This window comes from Atlantibacter sp. MEI4A-1023 (assembly GCF_056155425.1).
In genome coordinates this window covers 3,887,059-3,910,584 of the sequence record NZ_CM149568.1, presented here as the reverse complement: position 1 = coordinate 3,910,584, position 23,526 = coordinate 3,887,059, and the positions used below count along the sequence as shown (strand labels likewise).

Sequence of the window (23,526 nt, the reverse complement as noted above, 5' to 3'; positions counted from 1 at the left end):
GGCGAGACGGTAAAATTAGCAAAAAGAGCAAAGACTTTTGCCAGATGAGCAATAATCAACGTGTACAGCGGTAGTCTGATTACTGTTGTTAAATACAGGAAAGATGCCATCCCACGCTGGGACTCGCTCCTCAGATAAGGTACTATCTGCGGCAATATTGCCGCTACTTCACCCTGCGGCCCCTGTTCGAGGTATAACGATTAATGAGTGACATTACTCAGGATGGTGCAGAGCGTCTTGCGCTGCATGAGTTCACGGAAAACGCCTATCTGAACTACTCCATGTACGTCATCATGGACAGGGCGTTACCCTTTATCGGCGACGGTTTAAAACCCGTGCAGCGCCGCATCGTGTATGCGATGTCTGAGCTGGGCCTCAGCGCCAGCGCCAAGTTTAAAAAATCGGCCCGTACCGTGGGCGACGTGTTGGGTAAATACCATCCGCACGGCGACAGCGCCTGCTATGAGGCGATGGTGTTAATGGCCCAGCCGTTCTCCTATCGTTATCCGCTGGTGGATGGCCAGGGGAACTGGGGGGCGCCGGACGATCCGAAATCTTTCGCGGCGATGCGTTATACCGAATCGCGCCTGTCGAAATACGCCGAGCTGCTGCTCAGCGAACTCGGCCAGGGCACGGTAGATTTCGTGCCTAACTTTGACGGCACCCTGGACGAGCCGAAAACGCTGCCAGCGCGGGTGCCGAATATTCTGTTAAACGGCACCACCGGTATCGCGGTCGGGATGGCGACGGATATCCCGCCGCACAACCTGCGCGAAGTGGCGAAAGCCACCATCAGCCTGATCGATAACCCGAAAACCAGCCTGGACGATGTGCTGGATATCGTCCAGGGCCCGGATTATCCGACCGAAGCGGAAATCATCACCCCACGCGCCGAGATCCGCAAAATCTACCAGAGCGGGCGCGGTTCCGTGCGTATGCGCGCGGTGTGGAAGAAAGAGGACGGCGCGGTGGTGATCACGGCGCTCCCGCATCAGGTTTCCGGTGCCCGCGTGCTGGAGCAAATCGCCGCCCAGATGCGCAATAAAAAGCTGCCGATGGTGGACGATTTGCGCGACGAGTCGGACCATGAAAACCCGACGCGTCTGGTGATTGTGCCGCGCTCCAACCGCGTGGATATGGAGCAGGTGATGAACCACCTGTTCGCCACCACCGACCTGGAAAAGAGCTACCGCGTTAACCTGAACATGATCGGCCTGGATAACCGTCCGGCGGTGAAAAACCTGCTGGAGATCCTGACCGAATGGCTGGCTTACCGTCGCGATACCGTGCGCCGCCGTCTGAACTATCGTCTGGAAAAAGTGCTCAAGCGCCTGCATATCCTGCAAGGCTTGCTGGTGGCGTTCCTGAACATTGACGAAGTGATTCATATCATCCGCACTGAAGATGAGCCGAAACCGGTGCTGATGGCCCGTTTCGAACTGAGCGAAACCCAGGCTGAAGCCATCCTGGAGCTGAAACTGCGCCATCTGGCGAAGCTCGAAGAAGTGAAAATTCGCGGTGAGCAGGACGCGCTGGAAAAAGAGCGCGATCAGATCCAGTCGATTCTGGCCTCCGAGCGCAAAATGAATACCCTACTGAAGAAAGAGCTACAGGCCGACGCCGACGCCTTTGGCGACGATCGCCGCTCGCCGCTGCATGAGCGTAGCGAAGCTAAAGCCATGAGCGAACACGACATGCTGCCGTCTGAGCCGATCACCATCGTGCTGTCGCAGATGGGCTGGGTGCGCAGCGCCAAAGGCCATGACATTGACGCGCAGGGTTTGAGCTACAAAGCAGGGGATAGCTGGCTGGCGTCCGCGAAAGGCAAGAGTAACCAGCCGGTGGTGTTTATCGATTCCACCGGGCGCAGCTACGCCATTGACCCCATCACGCTGCCGTCGGCGCGCGGGCAGGGCGAACCGATCACCGGTAAGCTGACGCTGCCGCCAGGCGCGGTAGTTGAGCAGATGCTGATGGCTAATGAAGATCAGAAGCTTTTGATGGCTTCGGATTCCGGCTACGGTTTCGTCTGCACCTTCAACGATTTGATTGCCCGCAACCGGGCAGGCAAAGCGGTGATCTCGCTGCCGGAAAACGCCCATGCGCTGCCGCCGCTCGAGATCGTCAGTGACCAGGATATGCTGCTGGCGATCACCGCCGCAGGCCGTATGCTGATGTTCCCGGTGTCCGATTTACCACAGCTGTCCAAAGGAAAGGGGAACAAAATCATCTCCATTCCGGCGGCGGATGCGGCGAAGGGCGACGATAAGCTGGCGCACCTGCTGCTGCTGCCGCCGCAAAGCACACTGACCTTCCACGTCGGTAAACGCAAAATCAAAATGCGCCCGGAAGAGCTGCAAAAAGTGAACGGTGAACGCGGGCGTCGCGGCACCTTAATGCGCGGCCTGCAACGCATTGACCGTATCGAGGTGGATTCGCCGCTGCGTCCTGACGCGGGAAATAGCGAAGAGTAAATTTGTCGACCATCGCGGTAGCGGGATCACGTCTCTCGCTGCCGTTTTCCCGCAGTGCGTCAGCGATAACTTTTTTATAACTCAGCCATTGTGTGTTGATGCGTCGCGCATAAGAATACGCGTTTGGGAAATCATCCGTATTGTGCCGTGGTCATCCTCGACCGGAGCGGTGTTTTTGCGACAAAGCCAGTATACTTGTCTGCGACAAGGGCTTCAGAGGTAGTTATGTTACTTATTCTTCGTATTATTTTTGTCGTGATCTACTGTATTTTGGTTTGCATTCTGGGTTGTATCTGGTGCTTGTTCAGCCCGCGTAACCCGCGCCACGTCGCTACCTTTGGCCATATGTTTGGCCGCCTCTCTACCGTTTTTGGATTAAAAGTCGAAAAGCGCTACCCGCAAGGTGTTGAGCAGTTCGGCAATGCCATTTTTATCGCCAACCACCAGAACAACTACGACATGGTGACGGCTGCAAACGTCGTGATCCCGCCAACGGTGACGGTGGGTAAGAAAAGCCTGCTGTGGATCCCGTTCTTCGGGCAGCTCTACTGGCTGACCGGCAACCTGCTGATCGACCGCGACAACCGCGCCAAAGCGCACGGCACCATCGCGCAGGTTGTAAACCAGTTTAAAAAGCGCCGCATCTCTATCTGGATGTTCCCGGAAGGCACCCGCAGCCGTGGCCGTGGCTTAATGCCGTTCAAAACCGGCGCGTTCCATGCGGCACTGGCAGCAGGCGTGCCAATCATTCCGGTTTGCGTGTCTAACACCCACGACAAAATCAAACTTAACCGCTGGAAAAACGGCCTGGTGATTGTTGAAGTGATGCCGCCAATTGATACCTCTGCCTGGCAAAAGGATCAGGTGCGTGCGCTGGCGACCCATTGCCGTGAAGTGATGGAAGCCAAAATCAAAGAGCTGGACCAGGAAGTGGCCGAGCGCGAAGCATCAGGCAATATTTAAGTTTTACATCAAGAGGATACTTTCCTCGCGATTTTGACAGTTTACACGGAGCAAAGTATGTCACTCAGTCGGCGTCAGTTTATTCAGGCATCGGGAATGGTTCTCTGTGCAGGCGCAGCGCCACTGACGGCACACGCGGCAGGGCAGCAGCAACCGCTGCCGATCCCGCCGCTCCTCGAATCACGTCGCGGCCAGCCGCTGTTCCTTACCCTGCAACGCACCCACTGGTCGTTCACGCCCGGCACCCGCGCGCAGGTATGGGGCGTGAATGGTCGCTATCTCGGGCCGACCATCCGCGTCTGGAACGGCGATGACGTGAAGCTGATTTACAGCAACCGGCTGGCTGAAAACGTGGCGATGACGGTGAGCGGTTTGCAGGTTCCCGGCCCGCTGATTGGCGGCGCATCGCGCATGATGTCTGCCAGCGCCGACTGGGCACCGGTGCTGCCGATTCGCCAGCCAGCGGCCACGCTCTGGTATCACGCCAATACCCCCAATCGCAGCGCCGAGCAGGTTTACAACGGCTTGGCGGGAATGTGGCTGGTGGAGGATGAAGTCAGCAAGGCATTGCCGATCCCCAACCACTACGGCGTGGACGATTTCCCGGTGATCATTCAGGACAAGCGGCTGGATAACTTCGGCACGCCGGAGTACAGCGAGCCGGGCAGCGGCGGGTTTGTTGGCGATACACTACTGGTTAACGGCGCGCAAAGCCCGTATGTGGATGTGTCCCGCGGCTGGGTGCGCCTGCGCCTGCTGAACGCTTCCAACGCCCGCCGCTATCTGTTGCAGATGAGCGATGGACGTCCTCTGCACGTGATTTCCAGCGATCAGGGCTTTCTGCCCGCGCCGGTTTCCGTGAAGCAGCTTTCCCTCGCGCCGGGTGAACGCCGCGAAATCCTGGTGGATATGACCAATGGTGATGAAGTTTCCGTCACCTGCGGTGAAGCGGCGAGCATTATGGATCGCCTGCGCGGCTTCTTTGAGCCTTCGAGCATTTTGATCTCCACGCTGGTGCTGACGCTGCGTCCCACTGGCCTGTTACCCCTGGTGACCGATACATTGCCGATGCGTTTATTGCCGAATAACATTCTGGATGGCAGCCCGGTACGCAGCCGCGATATCACCCTGGGCGACGATCCGGGCATTAACGGCCAGCTTTGGGATATCAAGCGTCTGGATGTCACCACCCAGCAGGGCACCTGGGAGCGCTGGACGGTGCGTTCTGATTCGCCGCAGTCGTTCCACATTGAGGGTGTCCAGTTCCTGGTGCGCCATGTCAACGGTGCTGCGCCTTTCCCGGAAGATCGCGGCTGGAAAGACACCGTGTGGGTCGACGGGCAGGTCGAACTGCTGGTTTATTTCTCGCAACCGTCCTGGGAACATTTTCCGTTCCTGTACGGCAGCCAGACCCTGGAGATGGCGGATCGCGGTTCAATCGGCCAGATTCTGGTGAACCCCGCGCCGTAAACTTTTCGTTCCCTTTTCCACGGCGGAAAAGGGACGTAAACGTTTTGTTATTACCTCTTCTTTTCTGGCGGCGATACAACGTATAATCGCCGCCCTTTGTCTATTTTTTTACCACCCCGGAAGCATTATGAGCGCTATAAGTCTGATCCAACCCGATCGCGACCTTTTTTCCTGGCCCCAGTATTGGGCTGCCTGTTTCGGCCCCGCGCCGTTCTTGCCGATGTCCCGTGAGGAAATGGATCAACTTGGCTGGGATAACTGCGACATCATTCTGGTTACCGGGGATGCCTACGTCGACCACCCGAGCTTTGGTATGGCGATTTGCGGGCGCATGCTGGAAGCCCAGGGCTTTCGCGTCGGCATCATCGCCCAGCCGGACTGGAACACCAAAGACGACTTTATGCGTCTGGGCAAACCGAACTTGTTCTTCGGCGTGACCGCAGGCAACATGGACTCGATGATCAACCGTTACACCGCTGACCGTAAGCTGCGCCATGACGATGCCTATACGCCGGATAACGTGGCGGGTAAACGTCCTGACCGCGCGACTCTCGTCTACACCCAACGCTGTAAAGAAGCGTGGAAAGACGTGCCGGTGATCCTCGGCGGCATCGAAGCCAGCCTGCGCCGTACCGCGCATTATGATTACTGGTCCGATACCGTGCGCCGTTCGGTGCTGGTGGATTCCAAAGCCGACATGCTGATTTTCGGCAACGGCGAGCGCCCGCTGGTGGAAGTGGCACACCGCCTGGCACAGGGTGAACCGGTGGGCCAGATCCGCGATGTACGTAACACGGCGATTATGGTGAAAGAGGCGCTGCCGGGCTGGAGCGGGGTGGATTCCCGTATCATTGATATGCCAGGCAAAATCGACCCGATCCCGCATCCTTACGGCGACGATCTGCCATGTGCGGATAACAAACCTGTCGAACCGAAGAAAGCCGAAGCGAAAGCCGTAGTGGTTCAGCCGCCGCGTCCCAAGCCGTGGGAAAAAACCTATGTGCTGCTGCCGTCGTTTGAAAAAGTCAAAGGCGACAAAGTGCTTTACGCACATGCATCGCGTATTTTGCACCACGAAACTAACCCAGGCTGCGCGCGTGCATTGATGCAAAAACACGGCGAGCGTTACATCTGGGTCAACCCGCCGGCGATACCTTTGTCGACCGAAGAGATGGACAGCGTATTTGCGCTACCGTACAAACGCGTGCCACACCCCGCGTACGGCAACAGCCGTATTCCGGCGTATGAGATGATTCGTTTCTCGATCAATATTATGCGCGGCTGCTTTGGCGGCTGCTCATTCTGCTCAATTACCGAGCACGAAGGCCGCATTATTCAGAGCCGTTCTGAAGACTCTATCGTTAACGAAATCGAAGCGATTCGCGACACGGTTCCCGGCTTTACCGGCGTGATCTCGGATTTGGGTGGGCCAACCGCCAATATGTACATGCTGCGCTGCAAGTCGCCGCGCGCTGAGCAAACCTGCCGTCGCCTGTCGTGCGTTTATCCGGACATTTGTCAGCACATGGATACCAACCACCAGCCGACCATCGATCTGTATCGCCGTGCGCGCGATCTGAAAGGCATCAAGAAGATCCTGATCGCCTCCGGTGTGCGTTACGACATCGCGGTGGAAGACCCGCGTTATATCAAAGAACTGGCGACGCACCACGTTGGCGGCTATCTGAAGATTGCACCGGAGCACACCGAAGAAGGCCCACTGTCGAAAATGATGAAGCCGGGCATGGGCAGCTACGATCGTTTTAAAGAGTTGTTCGATACCTACTCTAAGCAAGCCGGTAAAGAGCAGTACCTGATCCCCTACTTTATCTCCGCCCACCCCGGTACGCGCGATGAAGACATGGTGAACCTGGCGCTGTGGCTGAAACAGCGCCGCTTCCGTCTGGATCAGGTGCAGAACTTCTATCCGTCACCGCTCGCTAACTCGACCACCATGTATTACACCGGCAAAAACCCGCTGAGTAAGATTGGTTACAAGAGTGAAGATGTGGTGGTGCCGAAAGGGGATAAACAACGCCGCCTGCATAAAGCGCTGCTGCGTTATCACGACCCTGCCAACTGGCCGCTGATCCGTCAGGCGCTGGAGGCGATGGGTAAAAAGCACCTGATTGGCTCACGCCGCGATTGCCTGGTGCCCGCGCCGACGCTGGATGAAATGCGCGAAGCGCGCCGCCAGAATCGCCATACGCGTCCGGCATTAACCAAACATACGCCAGTAGAACATCAGCGTCAGACGCCCGCTGCGGGTCCACGTCGCAGTGGGAAAACGCCCGGAAAAGCGCCGTTAAAAGCGCGTCAGCGCTAATAAAAAAGGGGGAATGATTTCCCCCTTTTTTGTGCCTCAATGGGCTCAATACAGCCCCAACACCTTCCACCACGCCAGGCCAACGCTCATAAAAATGGCCTGGTTCACCAGGCTGACCACAAACCCGGTGCGCCACCACACGCCTGTCGGCACATAGCCGGCGCCGAACAGGATCGGGCCGCGCGCGTGGGTGTACTGGGTTAATGAGCAATACAGACTGCTGCTGAACGCCAGCATAAAGGCCAGCGGGACGATCGGCAGGCCGATATGGCTACCGACGCCCAGGAACACGGCATACAGCGCGGCGATTTGCGCGTTGCCGCTGGCGAAGAAGTAGTGGGTATAGAAATAGGCGGCGTTAAGCAGTAAAAGCACCACCACCCAACTGGTACCCTGCAACGAGCTTGCCAGGCTTTCGCCAATCACGTTGCCAAACCAGCTGGTAAAGCCGAGTTTCTTAAGCTGGTTAGCCATCATCAGCAGGGCCGCAAACCAAATCAGGGTGTCCCATGCGCCTTTCTCGCTTTTGACGTCTTCCCAGGATAACACGCCGCTTAACAGCAGCACCGACAGCCCCACAAAAGAGGCGGTAGTGGGGTCAACGCCCAGGGTATCGCCGAAAATCCACAGTACCAACAGCAGCACGATGGTTCCCAGCATCAGCCATTCACCTTTAGCGATCGGCCCCATTTTCTCCAGTTCGCTCATCGCCAGTTTTGGCGCATCGGGCGTGTGCGTGATGGTCGGGCGTACCAGCACATATACCAGCAGCGGCACCACGATCAGCGATACCAGGCAGGGCAGCAGGGCAGCCAAAAACCAGCCGCCCCAGGTGATGGTCACGCCCGCATTGGCCGCCAGTTTCACCGCCAGCAGGTTGCCGGTGTAACCGGTCATAAACAGCGCGGCGGTGACGTCATTGACGTTACCAATGCAGGCAATCAGGAAGGTGCCAATCTGGCTGCGCGATTCATCTTCCGGTCTGGAATCGAAGCTGCGGGAAAGCGCATCGGCAATAGGGTAGATCACGCCGCCGCAGCGCGCGGTGTTGCTGGGCATCGCTGGCGAAAGAATCAAATCGGCACATGCCAGGCCCCACGCCAGCCCAAGCGTGCGTTTACCCAGTAAGCGGATCATCTGGAGCGCAATACGCCGCCCAAGGCCGGTTTTGATAAACCCGCGGGCAATCATAAACGCCACGACGATCAGCCAGATCAGCGAGCTGTTAAGTTCACTCAACGCCGTGGTGATGGCATCGCTGGCTTTTACATCGCCCGCCGCACGGACCAGGGCAAACACAGTAATGCCGATAATCCCTACCGCGCCAATAGGCAGCACGTTCGCCACGATGCAGACGATGGTCGTGACGAAGATAACCGCGCTGTGCCAGGCGGGGAGGGTTAATCCGCTGGGCGGTGTTAATTGCCATAACAGCGCCGCCGGTATCAGAATCAGAATCAGTTTGAGCCAGTTAACGGCTCTTGAAGGAGACGTACCCACGATGAAATCCTTATCAAAAAATTATTGGAAATAGTGAATCATTCGAATTGTGAATAATTCATTGATAGATAAGAATTTTATCGGTGTGGCGAAAGGGGCTTACTGTTTAAGCGCAGAAATGAGGATTAAAAAATTCTGAAAAAAAAACCGGCGCCGGGCGCCGGGTTGATAAAGATTATCCGCCGAACTGGTCCGGGTCCGGCCCCAGCCGTTTACCCTGATCGAGTTTAGCGATATCGCCGAGTTCGTCTTTATCAAGACGGAAGTCCCAGACGTCAAAGTTTTCTACGATACGTGAAGGCGTGACCGATTTCGGGATCACCACCAGGCCGGAATCCAGATGCCAGCGGATCACGATCTGTGCCGGAGTTTTGCCATATTTATCCGCCAGTTCGCGGATCACTTTCTGGTCAAATACCCCTTCGCCGCCCTGAGCCAGCGGGCTCCAGGATTCAGTCTGGATCTTGTGCGTGGCGTTCCAGGCATGGAGCTGGCGCTGTTGCAGCAGAGGATGCAACTCGATCTGGTTGATCACCGGCGTGACGCCCGTTTCATCAATCAGCCGTTGCAGGTGGTTAATCTGGAAGTTGCACACCCCGATACTTTTGGCGAGCCCCTGTTTTTGCAGCTCAATCATCCCTTTCCAGGCATCAACAAAGTGATCGATAGCCGGGACCGGCCAGTGCATCAAATAGAGATCGACATGATCGAGCTTAAGCTTCTCAAGACTTTCTTCCAGGGCCTGCTGGGGGCGCTGCTGATCGTCGTTCCAGAGTTTGGTGGTGATAAACAATTCATCACGCGGGATGCCCGCGCTTTGAAGAGCTTGTCCCACGCCCTGTTCGTTTTTGTATGCCGCAGCGGTATCAATGGAGCGATACCCCACCTCAAGCGCTTTATGAATGGCGGGAACCACTTCGTCATTCCCTGCTTTCCATACGCCAAGGCCGAGCTGTGGCATAACATTACCGTCCTGAAGCTTAATTACGGTCGGATTTGCCATAAATTCCTCCTTTTGGAATACCCCGCAAGGTGCTGCGGGGTAAGTCGAGTGACTTAATTCTGGACGAAAAAGCCGAAAACGAAAGGTCGTGCGGTAAAAAGCTTAGCGTGCGGCTTCGTAAATTTTACGGCTCACATCCAGGGTAATGTCTTTGTGTTCGCCGAGTTTGGTCATGCCGTGTTCTTCCAGTTTCACCAGCAAACCGGGGATGGAGCTGCCGTCGAGACCGTAGCCGGAAAGGGTGGTCGGCACGCCCATTTGCTCGAAGAAATGGCGGGTTGCGGCGATGGCGGCATCAATACGCGCGTCTTCGCTGCCTTCGGTGATATTCCAGACGCGCTCCGCGTACTGAAGCAGCTTGGCGCGTTTTTCATTGCGCTTGATGTTCAGCAGCGATGGCAGCACTACCGCCAGGGTCTGCGCATGGTCGAGGCCGTGCATCGCAGTTAGTTCGTGGCCCAGCATATGGGTCGCCCAGTCCTGCGGCACGCCTGCGCCGATCAGACCGTTCAGCGCCATGGTCGCCGCCCACATCACGTTGGCGCGCACGTCATAGTTTTCCGGTTCTGACAGCGCTTTCGGGCCATCTTCCACCAGGGTCAGCAAAATGCCTTCCGCGAAACGGTCCTGCACTTTGGCGTTAACCGGGTAAGTGATGTACTGCTCAACGGTATGAACGAAGGCATCCACCACGCCGTTCGCTACCTGGCGCGGCGGCAGGGTGTAGGTATAAACCGGATCGAGAACCGCGAAAACCGGCTGTACGAACGGGGAATGGAACGCCTGTTTGTCACCGGTAGTACGGCGGGAAATCACCGCGCCTTTGTTGGATTCAGAACCGGTTGCCGGCAGGGTTAATACCGAGCCCATCGGGATGGCGCGGGTGATTTTGCTACCGGAAGTTTGCAGGATTTCCCACGGGTCGACGCCGTCCGGGTAGTGCGCGGCGGCGGCAATAAACTTGGTGCCATCCAGCACGGAACCGCCGCCGACGGCCAGCAGGAACGTCACATTCTCTTTACGGGCTACTTCAACCGCTTTCATCAGCGTTTCGTAGGACGGGTTCGGCTCAATGCCGCCGAACTCCAGCACGTCCAGGCCTTTCAGTGCGTCATACACTTGGTCCAGCACGCCGGTTTTCTTGACGCTGCCGCCGCCGTAAGTGATCAATACGCGGCTGCCTTCCGGGATTTGCGCCCGCAACTGGGCGATAGAATTTTTACCAAACAGGATTCGGGTAGGGGTATGCAGATCGAAATTATTCATGGGAACTCCCGTTAAGTGGGTGAACAGAGGGCCACAGCGTGGCGATGGGATATATTGTGGGCGTGGCTGCCGGTATGCTCAATGCTCATTTCTGCCGGAGTCTTGCCTGTTTCTCCAGAACGCTGGAGGATCCGCAATTTTTTGCGCACAATGTGAAGCGTGAATAATGGTCACTGTGTAGCGAATCATGAACCGTCAGCAAATCTGCCAGCACCTGGCAAAAAAAGTTAACATCCTGAAAAATAATGAAGATGAAATTAGCGTCTTGCTGCCGGAGATCCGCTTGCTGTACGGCACCCAGCCGCACCCGCGCACGCCGGTAATGTACCAGCCAGGCATCATATTTCTCTTTTCCGGGAATAAGACCGGTTATCTTAACGATCGGGTGTTTCGCTATGATGCGAACGAATACCTGCTGCTGACCGTCCCGTTGCCGTTTGAATGCGAAACCTTCGCCACGCCGGAAACGCCGCTGGCGGGCATCCGCATCAACGTGGATGTGCAACAACTGCAAACCCTGCTGATGGATATCGGCGAAGACGACGCGTTTCGCCCGGCGCAGTGCGCCAGCGGCATCAACTCCGCCGTGCTGTCTGATGAGATCCTCTGCGCCATTGAGCGGCTGATTGACGTACTGGATAAGCCGTTGGACGCGCGGATCCTCGGCAAATCAATTATTCGCGAGATCCTGTACCACGTACTGATGGGGCCGCGCGGCGGGGCGCTGCTGGCGCTGGTCAGCCGCCAGACGCATTTCAGCCTGATTAGCCGCGTGCTGAAGCGCATTGAAAACCAGTACACCGAGAACCTGACCGTGGACCAGCTGGCGCTGGACGCCAATATGAGCGTGTCGGCGTTTCACCATAACTTTAAATCGGTGACCAGCACATCGCCGTTGCAGTACATCAAAACATTCCGTCTGCATAAGGCCAGAATGTTGATTGTTCATGACGGGATGAAAGCCAGCGCGGCGGCGATGCGTGTCGGTTATGAGAGCGCATCGCAGTTTAGCCGGGAGTTTAAGCGCTATTTCGGCGTGACGCCGGGAGAGGACGCGGCGCGGATGCGCACCTTGCAGGGAATGTAGTCACCCCGCCTTGCAGCGAGGTGACATATCAGGCGAATTTCTTCTTCAGCACTACCGTCAGCGCGCCGATAAAGCCCGCCACCAGCAGCACGATAGGCAGCACCATCAGGAAAGTCATCACCTGGTCTTCATGGCGCTTCACGAACGGGATCATGCTGAGCGCATAGCCGAAGCTGGTCACCACGCCGACCCACAAAAACGCGCTGAGCCAGTTAAAGAACTGGAAGCGGCGGTTAGACAGGCCGGAAATACCCGCCATAGTCGGCAGCAGGGTGCGGATAAACGCGAGGAAGCGCCCTGCCAGCAGCGCCAGCAGGCCGTGCTGATCGAACATGCAGGTGGCGCGCTGGTGATATTTTTGCGGCAACTGCTTCAGCCAGCCTTTTACCGTTCGGGTATTGCCGAGCCAGCGGCCCTGCACGTAGCTCAGCCAACAGCCGAGGCTGGCTGCGGATGTCAAAATCACCATCGTCGGGACAAAATCCATCACGCCTTTCGCCACCAGCGCCCCTGCCAGCAGTAATAAACTATCGCCGGGTAAAAATGAGGCGGGTAACAGCCCATTTTCCAGAAACAGCGTGGCGAACATGACGCCGTAAACAATGCCGACCACATGCGGATCTGCCAGCGCGGCGAAATCATGCTGCCAGAGCGCGGAAACAATATTCTGAATAACAACCATGGGTAATCCTGACGAACAGCGTGTATAGGGTTATTGTAATCGCAAAACGCCCCGAGCGGTTTGATCCGGGGCCCAATAAATACAGACTATTCTGTCCTTATCGCTGTCCAGCGCTGGCAACTTCAGGCTATGCGCCCGAAACCGGCTTCCAGATCGGCAATCAAATCTTCGACATTCTCAAGGCCAATATGAACGCGAACCAGCGTACCGTCGAAATCGACACGGCTATCCGGGCGGATGGCGGCGATCTCTTCAGGTTGGTTGGCAAGAATAAGCGATTCGAAGCCGCCCCAGGAATAGGCCATCCCGAAATAATTAAAATTATCGAGATACGCCGCAAACTCAGTCTCGTTAAGGCGTTTTTTCAGGATAAAAGAGAATAAACCGCTGCTGCCGAGAAAATCGCGCTTCCAGAACTCGTGGCCTTTACTGCCGGGCAGCGCCGGGTGATTCACGCGTGCCACTTGGGGATGCGCCGCCAGCCATTCAGCGACTTTTAAACTGCTTTCATGGTGCTGACGCAAACGTACCGCCAGGGTACGTAAACCACGGCTGGTCATATAAGCGGTATCGGCATCCAGCATCTGGCCCATCAAATAGGCGTTTTCGCGCAGTTGCGCCCAGCAGCGTTCATTGGCGACCGCCGTGCCCACCATGCCGTCGGAATGGCCGATCAGGTATTTGGTGCCCGCCTGAATAGAAATATCAATGCCGAAATCCAGCGCTTTAAACAGCACGCCCGCCGCCCAGGTGTTATCGATCATAATGATCGCCTCAGGCGCGACGCGGCGTACCGCAGCGACAATCGCCGGAACATCGTGCACTTCCATGGTGATAGAGCCGGGTGACTCCAGAAACACGACTTTGGTGTTCGGCTGGATATGCCCTGCGATACCCGCGCCGATCAGCGGGTCGAACCAACTGGTGGTCACGCCAAGTTTGGCGAGAATTTTGGTACAGAAATCCTGCGTCGGTTCATAGGCGGTGTGGGTCACCAGCACATGATCGCCTTGTTCGACAAACGCCAGAATGGTATTCGCCACCGCCGCTGCGCCGCAGGGGAACAGGGCGCAACCCGCGCCGCCTTCCAGTTCGCACATCGCTTCCTGAAGCGAGAAGTGGGTTAGCGTGCCACGCCGCCCGTAAAACAGCTCGCCGGACGCACGCCCGGCAGTCGCCGCTTTTTTGGCGGCCACGCTGTCAAACACCAGTGATGACGCGCGTTGGATCACGCTATTCACTGAGCCCTGGGTATAACGTTTGCTGCGTCCGGCATTCACCAGCGCGGTTTCGATGTGCGGTTTTGTCATCTCGGCGAAATCCTGTTTATACGTCTGGATGTCCATACGTTACCACGGTTAATGGTCAGGTCTTCTTCAACGAAGGTTAAAAAGTTAAAAAATATTCGGCTGACTCGATTTACTGCGTAAGCGCAAGGAAAATTGCGGCTTTTTCCGACACTATGCAAATACTAATGAGAACTACTATCAATTCGGCGATGTTTTGATATTATTAGCGACAGTTTTGTGATTTTTGTCCTGGAGATACAGAGTGGGTAATGAGTTGATGCAGACGGATCTCTCCGTCTGGGGTATGTATCAGCACGCTGATATCGTGGTAAAGATGGTGATGATTGGCCTGATTCTGGCCTCCGTCGTGACCTGGGCGATCTTCTTTAGCAAAAGCGCTGAACTGCTGAGCCAGAAGCGCCGTCTTAAGCGCGAGCAGCAGCTATTGGCTAAAGCCCGTTCCCTGAACGACGCCAGCGAAATTTCCGCCTCCTTCCATGGCAAAAGTCTCAGCACCGCGTTGATTAACGAAGCCCAGAATGAGCTTGAGCTCTCCGAAGGCAGCGAGGACAACGAAGGGATTAAAGAGCGTACCGGTTTCCGCCTTGAGCGCCGTGTTGCGGCGATTGGCCGCCATATGGGCCGCGGCAACGGTTATCTCGCCACTATCGGCGCGATCTCCCCGTTCGTGGGCCTGTTCGGCACCGTGTGGGGCATCATGAACAGCTTTATCGGTATCGCCCAGACCCAAACCACTAACCTCGCGGTTGTCGCGCCAGGTATCGCAGAAGCGCTGCTGGCGACGGCGATTGGCCTGGTGGCGGCGATCCCGGCGGTCGTTATCTACAATATTTTTGCGCGTATGATCGGCAGCTATAAAGCGACGCTGGGCGATGTCGCTGCGCAGGTTCTGTTGCTGCAAAGCCGCGATCTGGATTTGAATGCTTCTTCCGCGCGCCCGGTGCGTACCGCTCAGAAATTACGTGTAGGTTAATGCCCTATGGCAATGCGTCTTAACGAGAATCTCGACGACAACGGCGAAATGCATGAAATCAACGTGACGCCGTTTATCGACGTGATGTTGGTTCTGCTGATTATCTTTATGGTGGCCGCGCCGCTGGCGACGGTTGACGTCAAAGTGAACTTGCCGGCCTCTACCAGCCAGCCGCAGCCGCGTCCGGAAAAACCGATTTACGTGTCGGTGAAAGCGGACAAATCGATGTTCCTCGGCAATGAGCCGATTACTGAGGAAACGATGATCGCGCAGCTGGACGCGCTGACGGAAGGCAAGAAAGACACCACGGTGTTCTTCCGCGCGGACAAAACCGTTGATTACGAAACCATGATGAAAGTGATGGATACCCTGCATCAGGCGGGCTATCTGAAGATTGGTTTAGTCGGCCAGGAAACCGCGAAAGCGAAGTAATTTCCGGGCGTTAAAAAAGGCGTGGTAAAGACCACGCCTTTTTGTTGCCTGCGATTTACCCTAAATGCTCGCCCCCGGTTACGCCATGCACTTCCGCCGTCACGTAGCTGGATTCCTGGCTCGCCAGATAAACATAAATTGGTGCCAGTTCGGCAGGTTGGCCTGCACGTTTCATCGGCGTTTGTTTACCGAATTCCGGCAGTTTCTCCTGCGGCTGCCCGCCGCAAATCTGTAACGCCGTCCAGATGGGACCTGGCGCCACGCAATTCACGCGGATCCCTTTCTCGGCAATCTGCTTCGCCAGACCGCGCGTGAAGTTGAGTATTGCGGCCTTGGTAGAGGCATAGTCCAGTAAATGCGGGCTCGGCTGATACGCCTGAATCGACGACGTTGTGATAATGCTGGCACCGGGTTTCAGGTGCGGTAGCGCCTGCTGGGTGATCCAGAACAGCGCGAACACGTTGACCGCATAGGTTTTAGTGAACTGTTCACTGGTGATCTCCGCGATATCCTGCACGGCGACCTGTTTACCGGCCACCAGCGCCAGAATGTCCAGCCCGCCGAGTTCCTGCACCGCCTGGTCCACCAGGCTGCGGGCAAATTGCTCATCGCTCAAATCCCCCGGGATCAGCACGGCTTTACGGCCGGCTTCTTCGATAAGCTTTTTCACCGCTTCGGCATCTTCCTGCTCGGCAGGCAGATAGTTCAACACCACATCAGCGCCTTCACGCGCGTAAGCGATGGCCGCCGCGCGCCCGATCCCCGAGTCGCCGCCGGTAACCAGCGCTTTACGATCCTTAAGGCGGCCCGAACCGACATAGCTTTGCTCGCCGCAGTCGGGGACCGGATCCATCTTCGCCTGGATACCCGGAACAGGCTGCAACTGCTTCGGGTATTCTCCGGTGTAGTACTGGGTGGTTGGGTCCTGAACCTGGGATTGATCGTTAGCCATAAGGGATCTCCATCAGTTAAAAATTCCCTTTAAGGATAGTGTCCGGGCGTGAGTTTTCAGGCGGATTCAGGATATTCCTGAATAAAAATCCCTTCTAATGCGCTTTTTACGGCTTCGTTTGAAAGCCATGCGCGAAGGACTTATTGTTAAAATTCAGTGGATTATCTTGATATTAGAAACGGGCTGGCCGGTTAGCTGTCGGCGGGAGGAGGAGAGGCTGTCGTGTCGGGGTCGGCAGGCGTGAGCGCTTCAGGAGGCAGTGTCGCCACGGTTATCGTTTTGTACTGTTTCTCAGCCAGCTTGCGGCTCATCAGCAGCGTGGCGGCTTCTTGCGCTTTTACCTGCTGGTACTGGGCTTCTATCTGCGCTTCCAGCTCGTTTTTCAGCGTTGGATTTTTAGTCATTATGGCGCAAAGCACGGCCCCGTAGATCTCTTCTTTAACCTTAAGCGCGTAAATTTCCCGGCGGTTTTGCCACTTCAACTGCACCAGCGCAGCGGGAATAGCCACTTCCTGGGTGTAATACGCAATATCGTCATTGCGAATATCAATCAGCGCCTGTCTGTTCTGACTTAATATAAATTTTTGTTCTTCCTGCTTATCCAAAGTAAAATATTTTTCGGTTTCCTGTTTTTCCATTGTTTATTTATCTCCTAATTGATAAAAAACAGGCGCTGTTGATTCGCGGGTAATAAGATTAAGCCAAATTTTTTTACCCTGCTCGTTTATCAACGTTGTTTGCTCATGAATTAATTGGCTGATCTCTTCGGGGCTTATTTTCTGTTGTTCGAGAAGCGTATTAAGCACTTGCGCATAACTATCAATTTTAGCCGCACAGAACAGGCGCTCTTTTATGTGGCGGTCGCGCTCCTCAAGTAAAGCATGACTCCGTTGCCCCGCCAGTGAAGTCCGGCTTAAAATATCTTTCTCGTGCTCTCTGATATCGGGTATTCCTTGAGTGAAATTTTCATCTGCGCTGTCAGGTTGCGGTGGGTTAGCAGGCGTAGAAATAACGTAACGCGCCGCCACGAGATAATCGGGCAACATGATATAATTTCCTTATACTTCAGTTTGTTACGGTTATGGCTTTGATGTATTGCGTTGACGATACCATGTGCTAATTTTAAAATCAAAAAAATGGGTTCGGTGCATGAACACTGTTGTTTATTTAATTCTTACCGTATTACTGCTGATGGTCGGCATATTGATATTAATGCGCCAGGAAGGTGACAATAAATCGCCAGTGGTTGAACCTAATGCGCGCGGGCCCGCCACCAAAGAGCAGGGCGAAGATCATTTTTCCGCGCTGCTTAATTCCATTACGCCGGTGTGGTATTGGCGCGTAAATCATGAATACATGGACTTTATCAATGCCACCGTAAAGCGGATGCGTTTTGACGAACTGAACGCCACGCCGGGTTTATTTGAGGCGCAACGGCGCTGTAGCGATCTCAATTCCGCCGTTTATAAATATTACGAGAATATAAAAAAACGCTGCCTTAACGGGGAATTAGTGCTGCTGTCTGACATTGAAGTGCTCAATATGCGCCACTGTTTCCATGAGTTCAGCCTGGAAGCCTATCCGGCGCTGGTGGCGCTGGTCTGGCCGGAGTTTGCGCGCCCGGAAATCAACCCTGCCGATGTTTAACAACTTGCTTGCAATCAGCATCTGGCTGTTGCAAGCGGTTAACATTTCTGCGTTATACTGATTTCCCTTTCGTCATTTTGCAGGACCTTATGGAACGCTTTTTTGAGAACGCCATGTATGCCTCTCGCTGGCTGCTGGCGCCCGTCTACTTTGGTTTGTCTTTGGGGCTGCTGGCCCTGACGTTAAAATTTTTCCAGGAGATGTACCACGTTCTTCCGAACATTTATCAGATAGCAGAAGCCGATCTGATCCTGGTGCTGCTGTCGCTGGTGGATATGACGCTGGTCGGTGGTTTACTGGTAATGGTGATGTTTTCCGGCTACGAAAATTTTGTTTCGCAGCTCGATATCGACGAGCATAAAGAGAAGCTCAACTGGCTGGGGAAAATGGATGCCAGCTCGCTGAAAAACAAAGTCGCCGCGTCGATTGTCGCTATCTCGTCTATCCACCTGCTGCGGGTGTTTATGGATGCGCGTAACGTGCCGGATAATAAGCTGATGTGGTACGTGATCATCCATCTGACGTTTGTTCTCTCCGCGTTTGTGATGGGGTATCTCGATAAGCTTACCCGCCACGACCACAAATAATCCTTCGCCACGGCCAGCCCGTGGCGAAATTCTGTGCAAACCCGCCGTGTTGTGCTTCGCTTAAATGACGTTTGTCTGCAACACGCCGGAGCCCGTTATGACGCGTTTAACCGCCAAAGACTTCCCACAGCAACTGCTCGACTACTACGACTATTACGCCCACGGCAAAATCACCAAGCGCGAATTCCTGCACCTGGCGGCTAAATACACCGTCGGCGGGATGACCGCGCTGGCGCTGTTCGAACTGCTCAAACCCAACTATGCGCTGGCGGAACAGGTACTGTTTACCGACCCGGATATCCTGCCGGAGTACATCACCTATCCTTCTCCAAACGGCCACGGCGATGTGCGCGGCTATCTGGTCAAACCCGCAAAAGCCACCGGCAAAGTGCCTGCTGTGGTGGTAGTGCATGAGAATCGTGGCTTAAACCCCTATATTGAAGACGTGGCGCGGCGGGTAGCGAAAGCCGGGTATATCGCGCTGGCGCCGGACGGGTTGAGTTCTGTCGGCGGCTATCCGGGTAATGATGATGAAGGACGCGAACTTCAGCAGAAGGTCGACCCGACAAAGCTAATGAATGATTTCTTCGCTGCCATTGAGTTTTTAATGCATCACAAAGACGCCACCGGCAAAGTGGGGATGACGGGCTTTTGTTACGGCGGCGGAGTATCTAACGCGGCGGCGGTGGCGTACCCGGAGCTGGCGGCCGCAGTGCCGTTTTATGGCCGCCAGCCGCCTGCGGAAGACGCAATAAAAGTGAACGCGCCGTTGCTGCTGCATTTTGCGGAACTGGATACGCGCATTAACGAGGGCTGGCCAGCCTGGGAAGCCGCGCTTAAAAAAGCCGGGAAAACCTACGAGGCGCATATTTATCCCGGCGTGAACCACGGCTTTCATAACGATTCCACACCCCGCTATGACAAAGCCGCCGCCGAACTTGCCTGGCAGCGCACGCTGGCGTGGTTTGAAAAATACCTGCACTAATTGGTACCAGGCATCCGGAAGTCATTATCCGGGTGCCAAATCGCCAGGCTCATCACAATTTACCGCCTGGGAATTTGCGCCTGGGGTTAGGGATAATTAATCTGCCAGGGCAAAGGGACTTTTATTAAATTCATCCGTTCGCCGCAAAAAACGCTATTCATAAAGAGGTAGAAAATATATTCACTCATTAAAGATATAGTAATTACAACATACTTAACTTTTTAATTCGTGGGGATTTTTTTAATTACAATGGGTTAGATGGTTTTTCCTGATGCGCTGACCCGGCGGGCTTTGTTGTTCTCAAGAATTATTTTACTTTGCCGTTAATCATGTATAAGGGGCGGGTGATAATAAAACCGTCAATGGATAAGAATATATTTTGTATTCAAGCGCCAAACGCCCGGCTCCTGTTTTTAAAGTAAATTGCGATGCGGAATGGCTGCATCTCATCCTTAATATTGTCAGGTAAGGACAAGGAAATAATGAAGAAAGTTGCACTTGCTGCTGCTATTTCGTTGGCGCTGGGGCTCTCCAGCCTGGAAGCAAACGCTTTAGAAAGCCATCTGGTTTATAACCCTCAGGGCGTCGCGGTCTTTGAAGCGCGTTTCTTTGATACCACTGACGGGCCGTTCATGCCGGGCGACGACGACGACGAGGATAATGTGGATGAGGACGGTAATGTTTTACCGATGGTCTCCACCTGGAACATGAATTCGCTGCAAAAAGCGAAAATCCTTAATGCGCTCGACTACTGGGCCGCAATAATCACCCCGCAGGCTGGACAGCCACCCGCCATCGTCAATGTAGGAACCTTTGAGAGGGTGAATGCCGCTGGAGTGAGCGAAATGGTCTCAGAGACAACACCGTTAAGCCTGACAAAACTTCAGGCATTATTAACCGGGCAGCCCACCGGTGAAATGGTCTATGGCTCCCACGCCCAGTTCGTTCTGGGGAAAATGGCTTTTGATAATCTGCCGTATGTGCCTTCCCAGTTGCCCCGCTCATCTGACGTCGATCTGACCGGCATCGCCCTTCATGAACTGGCCCATGGTCTCGGTATTGACAGCAAAACTGACGACGCAGGCGAAGATTCTTACCAGCCTTATTTCCTTGATTCGTTTGGCACCTGGTCCGAGCATCTGCGTGACGACAACGGAAACCCGGCCCGGCCGGGACAGATCATACTGTGTACAGGATGTGATAACGAATACGCTTCTGATGCTTTTGATGTGCGTCTCGATCAGGGTTACTTCACCGGCGACCACGTGAACGAGGTGCTGGCTGGCGCGATGCGCGGCCTGCCGGTCAAAACGCTGGGTGTGGATGGCTCTGTTGATGACGACTACATGAGCCACTCAGAACTCAAAAACAGCCTGATGAGCCACCAGGACTACCGCAACTACACCACCTTTATGGAAGCGGAACTGGCGATGCTTCAGGACATGGGATACCCGATCGATCGCCGCAATTTCTTTGGTTTCTCGGTGTATGGCGACGGGCAGACGCTGGTGAACCAGAACGGTTACTCGCTGCGCAATGCCCAAGGTACCGGCTACATTGCAGGCGCTTATAACACCGCACCGTTGGGGCTGGGCCTGCATATCTACGGCAGCAATAACCAGATTTCCCAGGCAGCAGACCTTCTGACGGCGGGCGCAGGCGGCGCGGGGGTACGTGTGGATGGTGAGGGCAACACCCTGACGGTATTGCCGGGCACCCGTATTTATGCCGATGGCCTGAACGGCCAGGGCGTGATGTTTACCTACGGGAAAGACCATAATTTTATCCAGCGTGGCGATATTCAGGCGCTGGGCGAAAACGGCGTCGCCGCCCGGTTTGACTTCGGCAATAACCTGCTTGGCAATATTGCCGAATACCGGGGCTCTTATATCCGCACAGTCCAGATAAATTATGATGATGGTACTTCTGAGATCGTTGATGAACCGCTCCCGGAACTCGAAGGCGCGCTGGTAGACAACGTTGACATTACCGGGCGTCTCGCCGGTAATCTGGCGGCGATATCTATCTCCCCCAACGCGCTGGTCAACAACATCAATGTCATGACCGGCGCGCAGCTACAGGGCGATATCCTCTCGGAATACGACCAGCAGGACGACGACGGCAATCAGCGCCTGACGCAATTGACCTTCGGCCTGTTGGCTGACGATCGGGGCCGTGCCACCGACCAGGCCGACGATGATTTCCAGATGCGTTACGATGACGACATCTCGGGCATCAACAACCTGGCGTTAAACGCGGCGGGCGGCATCACGTCACTTAACGGCAACTACAGCGTCTACAGCGTAGACGTGTTTGAGGACGCCACCTTAGCCGGTAATGGCCAGTACACCCTGAATACCGACGGAGTGTTTAATAACGACGGTATCGTCTCGCCGGGTAACTCCATCGGACAAATCGTCATCAACGGCGATTTCCAGCAGGGGCCGACCGGACAATTGCTCATGGAAGTGGACGGTGCAGGCAATCACGATACGTTAATCGTGAACGGTAATGCCGCGCTGGACGGGCAACTGACCCTGGCACCACAGCCGGACTGGTATGCCGCCGACTGGCAGCTCAGTTCGACACAATTGCTGCAATCCGCCTCTTACAGCGGGGACTTCAGCGATGTGAACAGCCTGCTGTTCTCGCCAACCCTGGCGCTGGAAGCTACGCCACAAGGCGAGGGCGTTTACCAACTGGCTATCCGCCGCGCGGACAACGCGTATAGCCAATACGGACAGGATGATAACGCCCGCCGCGTCGGTGATGCCCTGGGGCAAATCGTGACAAATGCAGGCACCGATATGCAGCCGATGTTCACCGCGCTGGACTTCTCCTCTGAAGACGGCAGCGATATCGCCAGGGCGTTAAGCCAGCTGTCTCCGGCTGGCTACAGCGCCATGTTCGCCAGCTCGCTGAAACGGGAACACCAGATTGCCGATATGATCGGCGCGCGCCAGTTCGCGACGGCTCCGTCGCAACGGGCGGAAGATGAATGGCGCAGCTTTGCGGTGCCGTTCGGTGGCGGCGCGTGGCAGAACCGTCAGAATAACCACGTCGGTTATGACGCCACCCGCTACGGCATTCTGTTTGGCGCAGAAAAACAGAGCGCGGCGGCACCCAACTGGATCGTAGGGTTCCACGGTGCGGTGAGTGGGCAGACGGTAAAAGTGAAAGCGCCTGAAAACGGCACCGGCAAAACCACAGCGTTTGATGTGGGGATGCAGGCGCGCTACGCCGTCGATCCGCAGGTGGGCGTCTGGCTGTTCGGTAATGGCCGCGTGGGCGTAGAAGACGGGAAAATGGATCGCAGCATCAGCTTCCTGGATTACTCGTCGCGCAACCACGCCGACTGGACCGGCTATAACGGTTCACTGGCGGCAGGCGGCGGTTACAACTGGGCACTCAGCGATACCCTGTCTGCCGGTCCGCTGGCGGCGCTGAACTACACCCTGCTGTCCCGTGAAGACTTCACCGAAAGCGGCAGCGAAGGCAGCCGGCTGCATCTGGATTCGAAAACCTTCCATTCGCTGCAATCGCGTATCGGGGTAGGGGCGAACTGGGATATGCCGCTGTCGGCGGGGGGCGCGGTAAAAGCCAACCTGCAACTGACCTGGGATCATGAGCTGCTGGATACCGATCTGGTGCAGGACGCCAGCTTCGCAGGCTACCAGAGCGTCGGCTTCACCACCAAAAACCAGGTGGTCGGGCGTGATGGCATGGGCGTTCAGGCGGGCATGAGCTATGCGATCAATAAAGACGTCGAGATCGGCGCCAGCGTCAACAGCGACCTGTTCCGTACCGGCTATGACTCCGTAGCGGGAAACCTGTCAGCGACCTGGCGTTTCTGATCGATAACTGAGTGA

At 55.5% G+C, this 23,526-nt stretch carries 19 protein-coding genes; 11 read left to right on the top strand and 8 right to left on the bottom strand.

Annotation, left to right across the window (positions count from 1 at the left end; genetic code table 11):
* Nucleotides 1–203: 203 nt before the first annotated feature.
* The 4 genes from parC (at nt 204) to ACVV26_RS18500 (ending at nt 7,233) form a co-directional block, all read left to right on the top strand.
* Nucleotides 204–2,474: a DNA topoisomerase IV subunit A gene (gene parC / locus ACVV26_RS18515; RefSeq protein WP_474798666.1), complete on the top strand. Its 2,271-nt coding sequence runs from the start codon at nt 204–206 to the stop codon at nt 2,472–2,474.
* A 225-nt stretch (nt 2,475–2,699) separates the two neighbouring features.
* Nucleotides 2,700–3,437: a 1-acylglycerol-3-phosphate O-acyltransferase gene (locus ACVV26_RS18510; protein ID WP_474798664.1), complete on the top strand. Its 738-nt coding sequence runs from the start codon at nt 2,700–2,702 to the stop codon at nt 3,435–3,437.
* A 57-nt stretch (nt 3,438–3,494) separates the two neighbouring features.
* Nucleotides 3,495–4,907 (top strand): cell division protein FtsP, encoded by a 1,413-nt coding sequence (ftsP, locus tag ACVV26_RS18505; protein WP_312981648.1) that lies wholly within the window; start codon nt 3,495–3,497, stop codon nt 4,905–4,907.
* A 127-nt stretch (nt 4,908–5,034) separates the two neighbouring features.
* Entirely contained in the window at nt 5,035–7,233 is a 2,199-nt protein-coding gene (locus ACVV26_RS18500) for a YgiQ family radical SAM protein (RefSeq protein ID WP_474798662.1), read from the top strand.
* A gap of 45 nt (nt 7,234–7,278) precedes the next feature.
* Here ACVV26_RS18500 and ACVV26_RS18495 read toward each other — a convergent pair whose 3' ends face one another.
* The 3 genes from ACVV26_RS18495 to yqhD form a co-directional block, all read right to left on the bottom strand.
* Nucleotides 7,279–8,733 carry a DASS family sodium-coupled anion symporter gene (locus ACVV26_RS18495; protein WP_474798659.1) on the bottom strand — a complete coding sequence of 485 codons (1,455 nt, stop codon included), beginning with the start codon at nt 8,731–8,733 and terminating at the stop codon, nt 7,279–7,281.
* A gap of 175 nt (nt 8,734–8,908) precedes the next feature.
* Nucleotides 8,909–9,736, bottom strand: coding sequence for a 2,5-didehydrogluconate reductase DkgA (gene dkgA / locus ACVV26_RS18490; RefSeq protein ID WP_474798657.1), 828 nt, complete (start codon nt 9,734–9,736; stop codon nt 8,909–8,911).
* A 102-nt stretch (nt 9,737–9,838) separates the two neighbouring features.
* Entirely contained in the window at nt 9,839–11,002 is a 1,164-nt protein-coding gene (yqhD, locus tag ACVV26_RS18485; RefSeq protein WP_474798655.1) for an alcohol dehydrogenase, read from the bottom strand.
* 187 nt (nt 11,003–11,189) lie between these two features.
* Here yqhD and ACVV26_RS18480 point away from each other — a divergent pair, with 187 nt between their 5' ends.
* Nucleotides 11,190–12,089, top strand: a complete 900-nt coding sequence (locus tag ACVV26_RS18480; RefSeq protein WP_474798653.1) for an AraC family transcriptional regulator — start codon at nt 11,190–11,192, stop codon at nt 12,087–12,089.
* A 28-nt stretch (nt 12,090–12,117) separates the two neighbouring features.
* Here the strand turns inward: ACVV26_RS18480 and ACVV26_RS18475 are convergent, their stop codons facing one another.
* Nucleotides 12,118–12,771, bottom strand: a complete 654-nt coding sequence (locus ACVV26_RS18475; RefSeq protein WP_312981641.1) for a DedA family protein — start codon at nt 12,769–12,771, stop codon at nt 12,118–12,120.
* 122 nt (nt 12,772–12,893) lie between these two features.
* Nucleotides 12,894–14,081, bottom strand: coding sequence for a cystathionine beta-lyase (gene metC, locus ACVV26_RS18470; protein WP_474798651.1), 1,188 nt, complete (start codon nt 14,079–14,081; stop codon nt 12,894–12,896).
* A 241-nt stretch (nt 14,082–14,322) separates the two neighbouring features.
* On the opposite strand from metC, the gene exbB reads away from it, so the two are divergent.
* Entirely contained in the window at nt 14,323–15,054 is a 732-nt protein-coding gene (gene exbB, locus ACVV26_RS18465; RefSeq protein ID WP_474798649.1) for a tol-pal system-associated acyl-CoA thioesterase, read from the top strand.
* Nucleotides 15,055–15,060: 6 nt separating this feature from the next.
* The gene (exbD, locus tag ACVV26_RS18460; RefSeq protein WP_125293698.1) at nt 15,061–15,486 is read left to right on the top strand and encodes a TonB system transport protein ExbD; all 426 of its coding nucleotides are present in this window, start codon (nt 15,061–15,063) and stop codon (nt 15,484–15,486) included.
* A gap of 55 nt (nt 15,487–15,541) precedes the next feature.
* Here the strand turns inward: exbD and ACVV26_RS18455 are convergent, their stop codons facing one another.
* The 3 genes from ACVV26_RS18455 to ACVV26_RS18445 form a co-directional block, all read right to left on the bottom strand.
* Nucleotides 15,542–16,438 (bottom strand): SDR family oxidoreductase, encoded by an 897-nt coding sequence (locus ACVV26_RS18455; RefSeq protein WP_312981634.1) that lies wholly within the window; start codon nt 16,436–16,438, stop codon nt 15,542–15,544.
* Between the two features lie 191 nt (nt 16,439–16,629).
* The gene (locus ACVV26_RS18450; protein ID WP_474798647.1) at nt 16,630–17,076 is read right to left on the bottom strand and encodes a cytoplasmic protein; all 447 of its coding nucleotides are present in this window, start codon (nt 17,074–17,076) and stop codon (nt 16,630–16,632) included.
* Nucleotides 17,077–17,079: 3 nt separating this feature from the next.
* Nucleotides 17,080–17,484 carry a hypothetical protein gene (locus ACVV26_RS18445; RefSeq protein WP_474798645.1) on the bottom strand — a complete coding sequence of 135 codons (405 nt, stop codon included), beginning with the start codon at nt 17,482–17,484 and terminating at the stop codon, nt 17,080–17,082.
* A 103-nt stretch (nt 17,485–17,587) separates the two neighbouring features.
* Here ACVV26_RS18445 and ACVV26_RS18440 point away from each other — a divergent pair, with 103 nt between their 5' ends.
* The 4 genes from ACVV26_RS18440 (at nt 17,588) to ACVV26_RS18425 (ending at nt 23,511) form a co-directional block, all read left to right on the top strand.
* The gene (locus ACVV26_RS18440) at nt 17,588–18,085 is read left to right on the top strand and encodes an ESA_00282 family adhesion-associated protein (protein ID WP_474798643.1); all 498 of its coding nucleotides are present in this window, start codon (nt 17,588–17,590) and stop codon (nt 18,083–18,085) included.
* 89 nt (nt 18,086–18,174) lie between these two features.
* Nucleotides 18,175–18,672 (top strand): TIGR00645 family protein, encoded by a 498-nt coding sequence (locus ACVV26_RS18435; RefSeq protein ID WP_312981627.1) that lies wholly within the window; start codon nt 18,175–18,177, stop codon nt 18,670–18,672.
* Nucleotides 18,673–18,769: 97 nt separating this feature from the next.
* A complete protein-coding gene (gene yghX / locus ACVV26_RS18430) occupies nt 18,770–19,657 on the top strand; it encodes a YghX family hydrolase (protein ID WP_474798641.1) in 888 nt (295 codons plus the stop codon).
* 482 nt (nt 19,658–20,139) lie between these two features.
* Nucleotides 20,140–23,511, top strand: coding sequence for an autotransporter outer membrane beta-barrel domain-containing protein (locus ACVV26_RS18425; protein ID WP_474798639.1), 3,372 nt, complete (start codon nt 20,140–20,142; stop codon nt 23,509–23,511).
* Nucleotides 23,512–23,526 lie beyond the last annotated feature (15 nt).